Consider the following 16,621-nt stretch of genomic DNA (forward strand, 5'->3'; position numbering starts at 1 on the left):
CAGCCGATTGCCCCAAAGCAAAGAAACCTTTCTTCATAATAAAGTGACAAATATAATGATAATTAAAGAATTACGGATGTACTATCCGATAAATCTGTTTGCTTTTTCCGCCATGTCACAACTTCTGTCACAAGAACAAACGGATTATACTAATTAGTGTTTACGACACAACACAGATTGTTAACAGATCTGTAATACTATCTTAATCTGCCTTGTATTCCTTTGCACCGTGAAACAAAACACTGGTGTGAATAACTTTATTGCATTTAATAAATTTAAAGAAGCAAGGTAAAAGATTATGAAAAGAAACAAATGGCTGCTTTCTCTGTCGATTGGGCTCTTGTGCTGTGGCTCTGCATACGCACAGACAACAGTGAAAGGAAAAATAACGAGTGAAGGTGGGGAACCGTTAATCGGGGCTACCGTAGCTGTGAAAAATTCGACAGACGGCACGGTGACCGACATTGATGGAAACTACTCCCTGAAGACTAAAAAAACATTGACTCAAAAGGATTTGCTTGTATTCAGTTATGTAGGATATAAAACGCTACAGAAGAACTATGCAGGCAACACGATGAATGTTAAACTGGCAGAAGAGTCGCAACAACTGAATGATGTGGTGGTGACTGCCTTGGGGATTAAACGTGAAGAAAAAGGATTGGGATATGCCACGGAAACCGTGAAAGGGGATATGATTACGAGCGCCCTGCCCACCAACTGGTCGACGGCACTGAACGGTAAGGTAGCCGGATTGAGTGTTATCTCTTCCGGTGGCCCGCTCAATTCGAGCCGTATCTCGCTGCGGGGGGACGTCTCCCTGAACCAGAACGGAAATGACGCATTGGTGGTAGTGGACGGTGTACCGATGAGTAGTCCGATGACCAATCCGGGTGTTGCCTACGGTGCAGGTTCAAACAGCGAACTTTCCGTGGACTATGGTAACGGATTCTCCGACATCAATCCGGATGATATCGAAAGCATCCAAGTATTAAAAGGAGCCAGTGCGACAGCCTTGTACGGTACGCGTGCAGCCAATGGCGTGATTATGGTGACTACCAAATCGGGAGCGGGTGCACCCAAAGGTATCGGTGTGTCTTACAGCGGTAATTTCAGTATTGACGATGTGATGAGATGGCCCGATTACCAGTATGAATTCGGACAGGGATTGCCAAGTAATATCGGTCCGGCAGGTTCTATCTACGAAGGCCAGCCCTATTACTCTTACGGGAAAGCGGAAGACGGCAGTTACGCAAGCACCAGCGGAACCAGTAGCGCCTACGGAGCACGCTTCGACGCCAACAGGTTGTTCTACCAATATGACCCTGTGACACAGGATCGTGCTTCTGTAGCCACTCCCTGGGTAGCGTACAAAAACAACCGCAAAGATTTGTTCCAAACGGGATATACCCTGACCAACTCAATAGCCTTGACCGGAAAATCCGACCGGGGCAGCGTGCGGGCGTCCATCACCCACACCAAGAACGAATGGATTCTCCCCAATACAGGTTTCCAGCGTATCACCGCCATGATTTCCGCCCAACAGCAGATTTCGAGGGCACTGCGCATTAATTTCAAGTCGAGTTATACGTACCGCAAGCTCAACAACACGCCTGCACTGGGATATAACAGTAATTCTATCTCCTACTTCCTTATCTTCCAGAATCCGAATGTCAACCTCGACTGGTTGCGTCCGATGTGGCGTACCGGACAGGAAAATGTGAAACAGCTCCAACCGTACAGCTCATTTATCGGAAACCCGTATGTCATTCTGTACGAATCTGAAAATCCTTCGGAGAAACACAGTAATGTATCATCCGTTTCTGCCAATCTGCGCATCAATAGTAAATTCGATTTCATGATCCGGTCCGGTATCCAGTTGTCAGCAGACCAACGCGAACAGCATCGTCCTATCAGTGACGTGGTTTTCGGAAACGGATTTTTCAAGAAGCAGAATGTGTTCGATTATGAATTAAACAGCGATGCTTTATTTACTTACCATGATTCATTCGCCAACGGATTGCGTGTCAACGCTTCGGCAGGTGGAAACATGATGCAACAAAGCTACGATATGTTGGCTGCCTCGGTGGTAGGATTGATTACGCCGGGAGTATACAAACTGGCAAACGGCGTTTCCAACCCGAACGTGCAGACGGTTATCAAAAAGAAAGCGTTGAACAGTCTTTATTTCACGGCCAATTTCTCGTATAAGGATAAACTGTTTCTCGATGTCACCGGGCGCAATGACTGGTCGTCTACCCTGCCGAAAAGCAACCGTTCTTTCTTCTATCCGTCGGTCAGCGTCAGTGCAGTGATGAACGAGTGGTTCACGTTGCCGGAACAGATCAGTCTGTTGAAAGTGAGAGGTTCGCTGGCACAGGTCGGCAACGACACAGACCCTTACAAGACATCGCCCTATTATGGCACGAGCGATTTTCCCGGATCGGCCATCGTATCTTCTACGCTCTATAATCAGGATTTCAAACCGGAGATTTCGACTAATTACGAAACGGGATTCGACTTCCGTATGTTTCACAACCGCATCGGACTCGATTTCACGTTCTACTATAACCGCACCAAAAACCAGATTCTGGATGCTCCGATGGACCCGACCACAGGTTACAGCAAAGCTACCATCAATTCGGGATGTGTCCGCAACCGCGGTTACGAAATCCAGTTGGACGTTACTCCGGTAGTCAGCAGGGATTTCCGCTGGAACGCTACTTTCACTTGGTCTAAGAACGAGAACCGGATTCTCTCACTGGCGGAAGGGGCGGATGAGAACCAGTTAATCAGCAGTATCGGTAGTGTATCTATCATCGGACGTGTGGGTGGAACCACGGGCGACCTCTGGGGATATAAACTGGTACGCGACCCGGAAGGAAATGTGGTCATCAACGACAACGGATTGCCCGAACGTTCGGGAGAGATCGAATACGTCGGCACGGCCTATCCGAAATGGAAAGCCGGACTGTACAACGAATTTTCTTACAAGAACTTCACGCTTAGCGTCCTGCTCGACGGACAGGTGGGAGGTAAAATGTACTCGCACTCGCACCACAAAATGACGGAACAGGGAAAACTGCAACATACCCTGAACGGACGTCTGCCGGGAACGGAATTTTATATGTCGAAAGACGACCCGCGCATCGCTGCCGCCGGACTTTCACCACAAGACGGGATGTACATGATTGCCCCGGGAACGGTGAAGAACGATGACGGAACTTACTCGCCAAACACCAAAGTGGTGACCGTGGAAAGTTATTATAAGGAATACTACCGGATGGCAAATGTGGAAACTAACACGTTCGACACTTCATTCCTCAAGCTGCGCGAAATGAGACTGGAGTACAAGTTGCCGAACAGTACACTGAAGAAAACACCGTTCAGCAAAGCATCGGTGGCACTCTACGCACGCAACCTATTCTGTATCACCGACTATCCTTTGTTCGACCCCGAATCTGCCGCCCTCAACGGAAGTTCGATGGTGACCGGTGTGGAGACGGGCTCACTGCCTACGGCACGCACTTTCGGACTGAATATTAACGTATCTTTTTAAACACTGACTTATGAAAACCTGTAAACTTTTCAAAAATATAGTATGGGGAATGACTTTGTGCGGAGCTCTCTGCACGACTTCCTGCACCAGCTTCGACGAACTCAATACAGACCCCACCCGCATGGATGAGGTGAATCCCGGCACTCTGCTCAACCCGATTTTATACGAAACATCGGTCTACAACTGGAAACGCTACAACAGCTATACCTACGACCTGATGCAATGTGCCGTATCTACCAGCAGTACCAACGGTGTGGGATGGTGGTATATGACGGACAGCGAAGGAGACGGCACATGGACTACTTATTATAAATGGATCAACAACGCCAAAGAGATGATGCGCCTCACCGGAAAATTGCCGGAAGCCTCCAAACAACCCAACTACGATGCTATATCGCTGACTTTGCAATGTTGGCTATACCAGATTCTGACGGATGCCTTCGGTGATATTCCGATGAGCGAAGCTTGCTCCGCCGACGAGGGAATACTTGCACCGAAGTTCGACACCCAGCAGCAGGTGTACCAACAGATTATCGACAATCTGAAAACTGCCAACGAGTTGTTCGACAAAGCTAACGGGTTGATCTACAACCAATCGGGCGAGATGTTGTACAAGACGTCCAAAGGGGATGCAACCGGTATTTTGAAATGGAAGAAGTTCTGCAACTCGCTCCGTCTGCGTGCACTGCTTCGGGTGATCGACGTACCGGAATTCAACGCGAAGCAGGAGCTGCGTACCATGCTGACCGATCCCGCCACTTATCCGGTATTCGAATCGAACGATGATGCCGCCCTGCTTGCCATCAGCGGAACTTATCCGGAGGAAGCTCCGCTCACCCGTCCGCAGGATTTCACTTCTTATGTTCAGATTTCCGAGTTCTTTGTCAATCTGCTGAAAGGTTGGAACGATCCTCGTCTGCAGGTGTATGCAACACAGGTCACCCTCCCCGACCAGACTAAAGATTATGTGGGTTTACCCAGCGGTTATCAGACGTTACCTTCAATCACTACTTCGGGACTGAATCAGGAAATGGCGAAAGCACCTATGAAACTTGCCATGATGCCTTATGCCGAAGTGGAATTCATCAAAGCGGAATTACTGAAAAAAGGAGTGATCGACGGAGGAAGCAACGCTGCCAAAGAGGCTTATCAGAAGGGAGTGCAGGCGGCTATCGAACAGTGGGGACAGAAAATGCCTGACCATTATTTTGAAAATCCGGAAGCTGCTTATGATGATACGCTGGAACGAATCATGAACCAGAAGTTTGTCGCACTGTTCTTCTGCGATTATCAGCAGTGGTTTGAATATAACCGTACCGGTTTTCCTGTGTTACCTGTGGGACCCGGCATCGCAAATGCTAATAACAAAATGCCGAAACGCTTTAAATATCCGGCTGCTCTGCAGCGTACTAACCTGAAGAATTATCAGGCGGCTAAAACGAACATGGGAGGCGATGACTTCCATATTCGACTGATGTGGCAGCAATAAATGAATGTGTCGGTCACCAAGATTTCGGCAATAATCATCATTTCAATCAATCTTTAAAATTCAATGAATATGAAAAGAATAATCAGTATGGCTGTTGTGTTAGTTATAACGATGGCAGCAATGGCGCAGAAAGGAGAGCTCGCCATGAACGAGAATATCTCCGGAAAAGACAATATTTCCAAAAACGAAAAAGAAGCTACTCCCGTAGGCAAAAAGCCGAAAGCGGCGTTTATATTCGACGTGTATGGAGAAATCCCGACTACCAAACCGGTGTTTGAAGCGGAACATTATCTGGGAAGTGACATTACCGGAAAATGGAATACTTTCATCCAGAATTATACTCATGAGTATGATGTAACAATCGGATTTACGGATTCTTCGGTCGAAATTTTGAAGCCTTCTATTTACAAGGCAGTCAATAAGGTGAATAAATATTATAAGAAGGCATTGAAGAAAGAAGAGGTGAGCCGGGAAGTTGCTATATTCAACATGGGTCATATTCTGGATTGTGCCAATGTAATGTGTTTCGATGATAACAGCAAGTCTTTTGAGGAGGCTCTCAAGTCGGCAGATGAACCGGAAGAAATTATCGCATTATTCAATCAGGTTACTTTAAGAAAGTTATAAGCTATGAAAAAGATCAATTTTAGAAATACGCTGTTTGCAGCGGTCTTGCTTTTCCAGCTGAATGCTGTTGCCGCCTTTGGTCAGACGGTGGTGAAAGGTAGTGTGAAAGATAATACAGGTAAACCCGTCAGCGGTGTAGTGGTGACGGACGGGGCACATTTCAATACGACTGATGCAGAAGGAAACTATGTTCTGAACACTGATCCGGCACGTTATCCGATGGTTTACATCTCTACTCCGGCAGCGTATGAGCTTCCTTCCAAAGAGGGGGTAGCCGATGGTTTCTATCAATATCTGGATGCCGGGAAAAGCGAGAACCAATGTGACTTCGTATTGACTAAACGGCAGAAGCTGGTGGATGAATTTGTCTATATCGCCATTTCCGACCCGCAAGTGAGAAACGAAAAGCAATTGGACCGCTTCCGCACGGAAACAGTGCCCGACCTGAAACAGACTGCCGACTCACTAAAGAACTTCGAAATCGTCGGCATGGGACTGGGGGATCTGGTGTGGGATGCCATGAACCTGTACGCTCCTTACCGTCAAGCGGTGTCCAATTTGGGAATGACGATGTTCCAACTGATGGGAAACCACGACTTCAACCTGCTCTACAAATCCATGACGCAGACGGATCATCCGGCAGATGGTTATGGGGAACAGAATTATTATCAGTCATTCGGCCCGGCCAACTATTCATTCAATATCGGTAAAGTTCATGTGATAGCAATGAAAGATATTGACTACGACGGCAACAAGAAATACACGGAACGCTTCACGCCGGAAGATTTGGACTGGTTGAGAAAGGATTTAAGTTATGTGCCCAAAGGAAATATCGTGTTCCTGAACGTTCACGCTCCGGTAGCTAATAACACGGTATCTGCGGGGGGAAATGCGCGCAACGCCAATGCGCTTTTCCAACTGTTGAGGCCTTACCAAGTACATATTTTCTCCGGACACACGCACTTTTATGAAAATCAGTTGCCCGCCCCTACCATTTACGAACATAATATCGGAGCCGCCTGCGGCGCATGGTGGGCAGGACACGTGAATCGTTGCGGAGCACCGAACGGTTATCTGGTGGTACAAGTGAAAGGTGATGATGTGAAATGGCGTTACAAAGCAACGGGGTGTTCTCCCGACTATCAGTTCCGGCTTTACCAACCGGGAGAATTTGAAAGCCAGAAAGACTACGTGGTAGCCAATATCTGGGATTGGGACTGGACGTATACGGTAAACTGGTACGAGGATGGAGTGTTGAAAGGTGCAATGCAAGCTTTTGACGATGAGGATCAGGATTATATCAATATGGTAAAGGGAAAGAAAACGGGTTATCACACACGCCATCTTTTCCGTGCACAGCCTTCCAAAGATGCAAAATCTGTCAAGGTGGTAGTTAAGAACCGTTTCGGGGAAATATTTACAGAAGAGATAAAACTCTAGTTTTATTACGGTCTGTTTATACTGGTAGTAAATTATAAAAGTCATGAGGGAGTTTAAGCTTTAACTTCCTCATGACTTTTATTTTTGAAACAATCTCACTTTAACGGAAAATCCGGTACATTGCTACTTTCATCGGTACTTTCCTCATCGCCCATAGTGCACAAAGCAGGGAACAGATGGCGCAGACCACAAATGTAACTCCGGTAGATACAAGGATATTTCCCAAGCCGACCAACGGAGAAACAATACCTCCAGAAGCAAAACAGAGTGCTCCCAACAGGGCGGAAGCTGCTCCGGCGTAACGGCGTTCGCTATCCATCGCCAAGGTAGTGGAGGAAGTAAAGGTCAGTCCCATTGTGAAAAGTAATGCAAACATCAGCAGTTCATAGGTCCAGAAGCCGCATCCGTTATACAAGGCAATCATCACACAGACGGACAGGCACAACATACCGATGCATCCGGTCAGCGTCCCAGTTTCAGGTTGGCGGAATTTCACGGAGATAGCTGCTGCCACCCCGATAGCTACCGCATTCACCGCGAAGCAGATACTAAATGCAAAGGGGGAAAATCCGTAATGTTGTTGCACAATAAAAGGTGAGGAAGCTATGTAAGCAAAGAGGATGCCTTGTGCAAACGCCAGTTGCAGAACATAGAGCATGTAACGGGGGTTATGAACGATTGCACCGAAGTTACGGAAAGTAGAAACGATTCCCGTCTTCGAGCGTTTCTCTACGGGAAGTGATTCTTTAAAACGGATGCAGCCTATCCACAGCAGTACGCCAATAAACAGCAATATCACAAAAATCCCTTTCCATCCGATCGTCCCGGTCACCAACCCTCCGACTACCGGAGCTGCCACGGGAGCCACTCCATTAATCGCGCCGATCACGGCCAGCATCTTGGCCAGTTCCTTCCCCGAAAACTTGTCCGTAGCCACCGAACGGGATATGACAATACCGCCTGCCCCTCCGATTCCCTGTATCAATCTCAATGTGATAAACGAATAAATGTCCGGCGCAAAAAGACAGAATACGGTAGACACGATGAACAGTATCATCGAGACGAGCAACAACGGACGCCTACCGTATTTATCACTCAATGGTCCGAAAAAGATTTGTCCCAATGCCAAACCTATCATACTGGTGGTAAGCCCCAATTGCACCATCGACGAGTGGGTAGAAAAATAGTCTGCCATGGCTGGCAGACTAGGCAAATACATATCCGTCACAAAAGGTCCGAACGCTGACAACATACCGAGTAAAATCAGCAAAAACACCTTTGAGTTCTCCTTATTTATTATTGCAGTCATACACTATTGATTAAAATTCGACTGCAAAGGTATAGGTTTTCTTTTATTTACTTATAGGCTTAATCAGAACAAAAAAGGAGCTTTTCAGAACAATTTTTCTTATTTAGTCGTATAGCTTCACCTTACGATCCATGTTATACCGTATCTTTACTTCAAATGGAATATAACGGAAGTTGTGTTCACGCAACACTTCCAGAATATTCGCCTGCGGATGAGCGTTCATATAGAGATTTAGTTTCTGTACATTACCCATAAGCAGTTTTTTATTCCACAGATCGACAAATGAGCGCAAAGGCAACAACACATTCCGGTCTCTCCGGCGCAGTCCTCTGCGGTGCAAATGATATACATACCCCGTAATCGGATATTCACGGGGTGCAAGGACGGAAAGTGACCTCTTCTCATTCATCCGGTCCATTATCTTCTGTTTGTTCTGTACATCCGGCAACATTCCTTCTTCCGCACAGATTTTTTCAAGAATGACATTACGCACTTTCAACGGACTCCAACACTCTTCGCCATTGATTTCAGCGGCTTTAATGGTACAACACAAAGCAAAATGATCGCTATCCGACAAGCACACATCTACTCCTCCCAACCCTTTCCGATGAAAATAGAGTTGTCCGAAACGTCCGGATTGCATCTGCCATATTTCCGCATCTGTTTTCGGATCAAGCATGCAGTGCATATTCGAATCAACATAAGGATGCTTTGCTTTCCGGTTCACATAGTAGATTTCAACTTCTTTGGGCAGAATCTGCAACCCACTACTGATGTTGAGTTGATAATCCTTTAATAACGCCTCATTAATCTGCTGCAACAAGGGAGCATGACTACCGGTTGTTTCCAGCAGTGCATGTACCATTTTTTTTATATTCTCCATATACAATACATTTATTGTTTACGTATTAATCCGGCAATAAATATACAAAAAAACGATGATTCAGGCAAGGGGGATATTGGTTATAAGCAAGTGTACATACAAGCACTAAAACATTGAAATGCAAACAAATAACAAAAAGTTAAATTTTAAAAAAGAAAGAAATATCTAGCTAAAAAGAGACTATTATGTACTTCCATTTTATCCATTAAAAGCTTCGGTTGAATTCATCAGAACAAGTACATCTCCGACCTGAATGTTGTAAATATTTCCGACAATCCGAGTACATCATTGCCCTTATTCGAATAGAAAACAGGTATCAAGATGAAACCAAGATATTATCAAAAGGACATTTGTTACAAGAACAAAATGGATGATTTCCATAGTTGGAGTGTAGCAGTGCAAAGTTGATAATCCTATTTTCACTACAGAAAATTCTAACTTCTACTATTAATTAAATTTCTTTTCACTTTATGAGCAAAAAGATATCAATAGAGTTTATGCCATCCGGCTACGAAAACAAACTGTCGTAGCTATCCGGCATAAACTCTACTTTTTCAAACCTGTCACCGACCTCTTATATCTTTATAAAAATTTGCTTTTTGTACAGCACCCATACAATTAGATAATTGAATCCGATAAACAGAAGGCCGTAAATCAGAGAGGCCAGATGAGCATCGGGAAGAACGCTCCAAATGGAAGTGTAAATCTTCTCCTGCAAGCTACTCTCCCCAACCGTAATTACCTCCAACAAAGTAGCTAACACACCGGCCACTATATAAATAAACAATGGATTCGTACCAAAAACATGGAAAGGATATCCCCATTTCTGCTTTTTACGAATATCAATCAACCAAGTGAGAAACACAAGAAACAAAGAGGCAAAGCCACAAGTCACCAGAACAAAAGTCGGACTCCATACTTTCTTATTCAACGGGCAGCCGTAACTCAACAACCATCCTGCAAACAAAAGAGCAATACCCAGTATGGAGATCTGCAACAGCCGGTGATGGATTTCAGTCTTGTCCCGCAAAATATTTCCGCAGAAATAACCGATAATCACTTGCGCAATGCACGGCAAGGTACTCAACAGGCCTTCCGGATCAAAAAGATACGCCCGCCGTTCGGCAACCACTCCCGATACAAATGGGCTTCTCCGAATAAGGTGCGGTCTGTAACGGCAATAATATTCTGTTCGGAAAGTTCAAATCCGTGTCCCAAAGCCAGCAAGATGGAATAGCCTGCCAGAATGATCCCGGAGATCCATGCCAGATTTGCCGGACGCCGAACACCCACAATCAGCAAGGAACCAAAGAAATAAGCCAATGCCAACCGCTGCAACACTCCCAGAATACGTATGTGCGAAAAAGGTTGTTCTACCCCTGCGCACACCAACGAGAACCAGGACAGAAAAAGCCCCAACAAAAACAAGATCACCGTGCGCCGTACCAGTTTGGTGATGAAACTACGGCTGAAATGATGATCGAATCGGGATAAGGCAAAGCTCATGGAAACGCCCATTATAAACATGAAGAACGGGAAAACCAAATCTGTCGGAGTCAATCCGTTCCATTCGGCATGTCGCAAGGGTACGTAAATGGATTCCCATGTTCCGGGGTTGTTTACCAAAATCATTCCGACAATGGTGATTCCCCGAAGTACATCTAATGAAAGTAAACGTTCTGATTTCATATTGTTCTTAATGTACCGGGATTAAAGAAATCCCGGTTTGGTGAAATAGAATCCATTCGCATTCAACCATTTAACATGCCATTTCAGGCGATTGGTAAAATCAATCCAATTACGGCTACTTCCCCACGCCAACTCCGAAAATGCTTGAAGAGAGGGAAACACGTGCTGACCAAACTTCCGCTCATTAGGAATCATCTCCGTCCATACACAAGCTTGGAAGCCTAATACATTTTGCTTCACGATGCCGGGAAACTGGGGTTCGAACTCGAAGTTATACAAAGAGCTTAATCCTTCGTCCGAAGGCGTTGCGCTCAAATAGAAACGGGACCATTCCATGAATATAATCGGATAACCTTTCTGGGTAATCTTTCCCGGCTGATCGGGCAGCCAGTCACGCCAATACGTATAAATCAAATCCTGCGGTTCTTTTTCAAGAAAAGCATCGTCCCATCCCATCACTTTCTTGCCTTTACCCTTCACATAGCTCGTCATGATCTTCACAAAACGATTTTGCAGTTCATCCACTTTCTGATAACCTTCCTGCTGCATCAATCGCTGACAGACTTCACACTGTTCCCAGTTATCTTTCTCCACTTCATCTGCTCCGATATGGAAATATTCCGAAGGGAAAATCTCGACCATCTCATCAATGATGGACTGCACAAACTGATAGTTCTCCGGACGAGAGGGACAGATAGGATAAGAGAATTCTTCTCCCCATCCGGCTTCTCCCGTGCACGACAACTCGGGATAGACTTTGATAGCCGCCGAGAAATGACCTGGCATGTCAATTTCAGGGACAATATCGATACCTCTTTCCAACGCATAACTTACCAAACCTTTCATCTCTTCCTGCGTATAATGACCACCATATTGAGAACCATTTCTCACGAAACGGGGATCTATCTCATAGTTATAATCCTGTTGGGAAAGTTCTACGCATCTCTTGTCATATTCGTCGAAGTCACGCCAGCTGCCTTCCTGCGTCAGCAACGGGTATTTTTTCACTTCAATGCGCCAGCCCTGATCGTCTGTCAGATGCAAGTGGAGCTTGTTTATCTTGTAGAACGACAAACAGTCTATCACCTTTTTCAGATAATCAACCGTAAACATGTGGCGGACTACATCGATATGAAATCCGCGCCAATCATATTTGGGAGCATCTTTTATATCGACCATCGGAAGATATTTAGCACTTCCGGAAGTGAAGAAGTTTGCTTGTTCGAGCGCCTGTCTCAATGTCTGGATTCCCCAGAGAAGTCCGGTTTCCGTTGAATAATAAATGCAGGCTCCCTCTTTGGTAACAGTGAGCCGGTAAGCCTCTTTTGCCAGATCCGATTCCTGTTTCACACGGATAAAGGCACGATCGTTGGAGGCATCACTGACGGAAAGAGAAAGTTTCTCTTCCAGGGTGGATTTCAGCAGTTGAGACGTAGAAGCCGGAATGTTCTGGCTGACAGTCACATTCTGCGGAAGAGAGACAACCGATTCTTTATAATCGACTCTTTCCGGCAAAGGCATCACTGACAGGCGGGTGGGCACTCGCTCCGGATAGCCGCCGTTATCATTATCATTGCACGACAACGATGTGATCGCACCTATTCCCAACAAGAATAATATTCCGGTTCTTTTTATTTTATCATAGTTCATAACTTATCTACTTTTGTGGATTAATCTACTTTGAGAGTGCTTGTCACACTCTCTTTATTTAAATAAAACAGTTTCGCTTTCACAACGGAAGCATCACAGGCTACGGGAGCTTTCCAAAGTTCCGAATGAAGGGTCGGTTCCGTGCCATCGGTCGTATAGCGTATTTCGCCTCCCCGGATAGGGGTACTGGCGCGGAGTTGCCCTTCTTTGATGCAAAGTCCGGGATGAGGTAAACGGAAATTGATACTTCGGGACGCCCAGTGAGGCATTTCTTTCTCACTCACTTTGGAGTAGAACAGGCCCAGTTCTTTATTGTAAGCCTGACGTTCTTTCTCTCCTGCCAAAGTGCTCCAGGCGGGAAAAGCGTTCCAACCGCGTTCCACCAATCCGAGGATTTTAGGGAAGGTGTAATATTCCACCCCTTCAAAATCACGGATGGTTTCAGCAAATAATTGTGCCTGCACTCCCTGGATATGTTCCTTTCCGAAAGCGGTCAAAGTCGTTTTTCCCTTTCCTGCGATGTCCGGATCGACCGGATTGCCTGCCATATCGGTACGTGAAGAACGATAAATGCTATATGGAAGCATGGAGAAACCTTTGGACTCGTCGACATATCCCGCCCACGAGAGACCTCTTTCGTCAGGATGAGCGTCATAGGCCAAATCCAGATAGAAATTGTTCACGTTGCAGAGAATCACCGGATATCCTTTGTTGGCTATCTGGTAAGGTATTTCATCCGCTTCCCATTCAGGAACCGTATTCCAACAATACACTCCTGCTGCAAGTTGATTCAAATGCCGATCGGTTGTTTCCGGATGTCCCAACGCTACTTCCTGCCAGCCGCTAAATTGCAAATGATGTTGTTGCAGATAGTCTGCCATCTTCGTAATATAGTATTCAGATAGTTCGTGGGCACTTGTCATCCCGTGTTCATCCATAAACGCCCGGCAGACAGGAGAACCCATCCAGGCTCCTTCGGGTACTTCATCACCACCTAAATGAATCGTAGCCAAAGGTACCTCCGCTTCCTCATACATGGCTATCAACTCACGAATCACTTTTTCCATAAACCGGTATGTAGAAGGCAATGCTACATTCATGACATTATCCGTATAAGACTGCGCGGAAACATAGCGGGAAGTGTCTTGTACGTCACTTAATAAATATTCGTCGGCCTTTTCGGGGGCAGTATTCATAAATTTATGATAGCGCGCTTTCATGGACACGATTGCTGCACGGGCATGACCCGGAGACTCAATCTCCGGAATCACACGTACATGCCTTTGAGCTGCATAACGCAGTAAATCGATAAATTCTTCACGGGTGTAATATCCGTTGCCGGAGGTAGCTGCAGACGGATCATAGTTGCCATCGTAGCCCGGATATAAACATTCCAGTTCATCCGTGGTATGTCCCCGGCGTGCGCCGACCGAGGTCAATTCTTCCAGGCCGGGAATCTCCAGACGCCAGCCTTCGTCATCCGAAAAATGGAAATGCAGTACGTTCAGTTTATAAGAAGATATTACATCTACCAGCTTTTTCAGATGTTCAACAGTCGTAAAGTTCCTGGCAATATCCAGCATTTGCCCGCGATACGGCAAGTCGGGATAATCACGGATGGAGAGGGCTTCCAAGCGAAACGGCTTTTCCTGACCTTTCAACAGGGAGAGCAAGGTTTGCGTCCCATTGAAAATGCCATGTGAAGTGGAAGCTGAAATATTTATCAGCCCGTTTCCCGTATCAATCCGATAATATTCATCGTTCACTGCTGTTCCCCGTTCCGGCAAATAATCCAGATGAACCGTTACCGGTGCTTCGGAAACGACTTCCAGACCGTGGATGGTTGCCAGCTTTTCTTTCAATAATCCTGCTTCGTTGGCAAAATCGGGATGGAAAGTCAGTTTTACTTTATTTTCTATAATAAAACCCTCTTTGCCGGTAGCCGGAAACGCTTCTTTCACTGACGGGAAAATATCAGTTTGCTGCAACTGGGCTGTAGTCTCCAACGCCAAATTCGAAGCGTATACCTTATCCGGCGCGGGATACCAGTCTTCTGTCTCCATTCCTTGCAGCGGCCGGATGGTCAGTCCGACAGGCAAGGGAGTACCTTGCTTGCCGCCTGACTGGCTCACCCAGTAAGTGCCTTCAGGAGCATGTGACAGCTTTTTCAATCCGTTGGTACAACAGAATGTCACGGTCAGCGAATCTCCCGGAGCCAATGGTTGGAAATTTTCTGCCGGATACATCCGGAAGAAGTTCGCATTCACCACTTCCACTTTGACCGAAGCAGACTCTTCCTGCAGAATCTCACGAGGTAGCTGCGAATAATAGATGATCCAATCCTTTCCTAAAGGAGCATCCGATATGTTCTTCAGGACAAATGAATTCTCATAGTAGCCGGGCTGCACTTCGGCAGCTCCCATCTCCCAGGTCAATGACACGGGGGCTTTCATCGCGTCAGTCAATTTACAGCCGGAAATGACCAGCAGAAGGCACAGACTTCCCCATATTGCATATAGCATATTTCTCATAGGCTTTCCTGTTTTCTATATATCATTCTTTTAGGCATTAATCACTCAATCGTTCGATGTGCAAAGTTTCTTTGCCCACTCCTTGCGAAGCATCGAAAGTCAGGCGATAATAACCGGGAACGAAACCGTTTCCACTTGTTATTCCATTGGAAGCAGACAGTTCGATTCCATCCGTGTCGCCGGACAAAGAACCTTCTTGCAGCAGCATACCTTGATTTTTATTCCATTGCAAATCGCTGTAAATTTCGATTTCGAAGGATTCCCATTCATGAGTGTTACTCAAATACACGGTGGTCTGGTACTTCTGTTCACCGATTGGCACAATATATCCTAACTGTGATATATCTTCCAAATTCCAGCCGCCACTATTATATGCCTCATTCCAGACAGGTGCACAAGTAAATCCGTGTCCTACCAGCCAGAAGCAAGTGGGAGCCGTATCACCCATCCGTGCCACCCAGATATAATTGTATTTAGAAGAATAATAGATCTCCCAAGTTCCCGATTTGCGCAGGAAGGTAAACTTGCCATTGTCCGGATTATAACTAAAGAAGTCGCGGTTGTAAGCGTGTTCCACATCTTCAAATCCACTCATTTCGAACTCTTCACCCTGCGTAAAGCTAATCTGTGCACGGAAAAATCCCTCACTGGCTATCAACTCGGTTTCTTTAATTTTCAGGTTCTTTTGGTAGCCGACTACTCCCAGTTCAAAAGTCATCACATTGAAAGTGATCTGTTCGACAAACCAATCCCGGTAATCAAAAGCAAAGCTAGGTCCCGACGCTTCAATAAGGACTGCCGTATTGCTTGCTTCGGCAGCTCCCCAAATCAGTTTTGCATCATCCAATGACGCTGCGGTAGAGATCTTTCCGGATAGTTCCATCGGATAACCCTCTTCCGAATCGGAAACTTCCGTGAGGTACAGGTAAGGATTGTCCTCACTCCGGTTCATTTCTACCACCTCGCCGTTATAGTGAAGATAAAGCACTTCGGGAATCTGCGGACGGGTTATATGGAAATCAAATGTTTGAGTGACTTCACTACCTTCCACATTGATGGCTGTCAAGATCACCTTCGCTTCCTGATTCTCTTCAAGCCCGGCTTCAAACGGGATATAAATCCCTTTTTCAACAATCGAGACATCAGTGCCTTTCGTACGGATCGACTGCGAACTGACCAAAGTTTCACCTGTCATCAATTTCACTTCCAGCGTAGACAAAGGAGTCTGCGGGTCGTGAATCTTCACAGAAAAGTAAAGGGAATCGGCAGCAGGTGTCTGATCGGTAGTCGAGAATTGCAGTTCCGATATTTCGGGACACGAATATGGATACGTCACCCGGCCCTCTTCTTCGCTGCATGAAGCCAGCCAACAAACAGTCAGCCCCAGCAGCCATAAAAACAGATTATTATGTTTCATCATTTTTTCTTTTAAAGTTTTACGTTCCTC

General features: G+C 45.9%; 9 protein-coding genes and 1 pseudogene. 4 read left to right on the top strand and 6 right to left on the bottom strand.

Annotated features, from left to right (window positions below; all coding sequences use genetic code 11):
- Positions 1–298 precede the first annotated feature (298 nt).
- From NXV01_RS24310 to NXV01_RS24325, 4 genes are all read left to right on the top strand, one after another.
- Complete coding sequence (locus NXV01_RS24310) at positions 299–3,556, top strand: SusC/RagA family TonB-linked outer membrane protein (RefSeq protein WP_259023332.1); 3,258 nt, start codon at positions 299–301, stop codon at positions 3,554–3,556.
- A gap of 10 nt (positions 3,557–3,566) precedes the next feature.
- Positions 3,567–5,045: a SusD/RagB family nutrient-binding outer membrane lipoprotein gene (locus NXV01_RS24315; protein ID WP_259023333.1), complete on the top strand. Its 1,479-nt coding sequence runs from the start codon at positions 3,567–3,569 to the stop codon at positions 5,043–5,045.
- Between the two features lie 69 nt (positions 5,046–5,114).
- Positions 5,115–5,672 (top strand): hypothetical protein, encoded by a 558-nt coding sequence (locus NXV01_RS24320; protein ID WP_259023334.1) that lies wholly within the window; start codon positions 5,115–5,117, stop codon positions 5,670–5,672.
- 3 nt (positions 5,673–5,675) lie between these two features.
- The gene (locus NXV01_RS24325; protein WP_259023335.1) at positions 5,676–7,112 is read left to right on the top strand and encodes a calcineurin-like phosphoesterase family protein; all 1,437 of its coding nucleotides are present in this window, start codon (positions 5,676–5,678) and stop codon (positions 7,110–7,112) included.
- Between the two features lie 100 nt (positions 7,113–7,212).
- Here the strand turns inward: NXV01_RS24325 and NXV01_RS24330 are convergent, their stop codons facing one another.
- The 6 genes and pseudogenes from NXV01_RS24330 to NXV01_RS24355 form a co-directional block, all read right to left on the bottom strand.
- Positions 7,213–8,421 (bottom strand): multidrug effflux MFS transporter, encoded by a 1,209-nt coding sequence (locus NXV01_RS24330; protein WP_195650034.1) that lies wholly within the window; start codon positions 8,419–8,421, stop codon positions 7,213–7,215.
- A 103-nt stretch (positions 8,422–8,524) separates the two neighbouring features.
- Positions 8,525–9,304: a hypothetical protein gene (locus NXV01_RS24335; RefSeq protein WP_195650033.1), complete on the bottom strand. Its 780-nt coding sequence runs from the start codon at positions 9,302–9,304 to the stop codon at positions 8,525–8,527.
- A 574-nt stretch (positions 9,305–9,878) separates the two neighbouring features.
- Positions 9,879–10,993 (bottom strand): annotated as a pseudogene (locus tag NXV01_RS24340) (acyltransferase family protein).
- Positions 10,994–11,014: 21 nt separating this feature from the next.
- On the bottom strand, positions 11,015–12,643 hold the full coding sequence (locus tag NXV01_RS24345) for a beta-N-acetylhexosaminidase (protein ID WP_074707859.1): 1,629 nt from the start codon (positions 12,641–12,643) through the stop codon (positions 11,015–11,017).
- Positions 12,644–12,663: 20 nt separating this feature from the next.
- Positions 12,664–15,174, bottom strand: coding sequence for a family 20 glycosylhydrolase (locus NXV01_RS24350; protein WP_259023336.1), 2,511 nt, complete (start codon positions 15,172–15,174; stop codon positions 12,664–12,666).
- A gap of 37 nt (positions 15,175–15,211) precedes the next feature.
- Complete coding sequence (locus tag NXV01_RS24355) at positions 15,212–16,594, bottom strand: DUF5016 domain-containing protein (RefSeq protein WP_259023337.1); 1,383 nt, start codon at positions 16,592–16,594, stop codon at positions 15,212–15,214.
- Positions 16,595–16,621 lie beyond the last annotated feature (27 nt).

Source organism: Bacteroides sp. BFG-606 (genome assembly GCF_024788145.1).
GTDB classification, from domain to species: domain Bacteria; phylum Bacteroidota; class Bacteroidia; order Bacteroidales; family Bacteroidaceae; genus Bacteroides; species Bacteroides vicugnae.

What these genes read in the sequence shown, in the direction of transcription:
- NXV01_RS24345 (WP_074707859.1), bottom strand. Translation starts at nt 12,643, where the DNA reads ATGAACTATGATAAAATAAAAAGAACCGGAATATTATTCTTGTTGGGA.
- NXV01_RS24350 (WP_259023336.1), bottom strand. Translation starts at nt 15,174, where the DNA reads ATGAGAAATATGCTATATGCAATATGGGGAAGTCTGTGCCTTCTGCTG.
- NXV01_RS24330 (WP_195650034.1), bottom strand. Translation starts at nt 8,421, where the DNA reads ATGACTGCAATAATAAATAAGGAGAACTCAAAGGTGTTTTTGCTGATT.
- NXV01_RS24320 (WP_259023334.1), top strand. Translation starts at nt 5,115, where the DNA reads ATGAAAAGAATAATCAGTATGGCTGTTGTGTTAGTTATAACGATGGCA.
- NXV01_RS24315 (WP_259023333.1), top strand. Translation starts at nt 3,567, where the DNA reads ATGAAAACCTGTAAACTTTTCAAAAATATAGTATGGGGAATGACTTTG.
- NXV01_RS24355 (WP_259023337.1), bottom strand. Translation starts at nt 16,594, where the DNA reads ATGATGAAACATAATAATCTGTTTTTATGGCTGCTGGGGCTGACTGTT.
- NXV01_RS24325 (WP_259023335.1), top strand. Translation starts at nt 5,676, where the DNA reads ATGAAAAAGATCAATTTTAGAAATACGCTGTTTGCAGCGGTCTTGCTT.
- NXV01_RS24310 (WP_259023332.1), top strand. Translation starts at nt 299, where the DNA reads ATGAAAAGAAACAAATGGCTGCTTTCTCTGTCGATTGGGCTCTTGTGC.
- NXV01_RS24335 (WP_195650033.1), bottom strand. Translation starts at nt 9,304, where the DNA reads ATGGAGAATATAAAAAAAATGGTACATGCACTGCTGGAAACAACCGGT.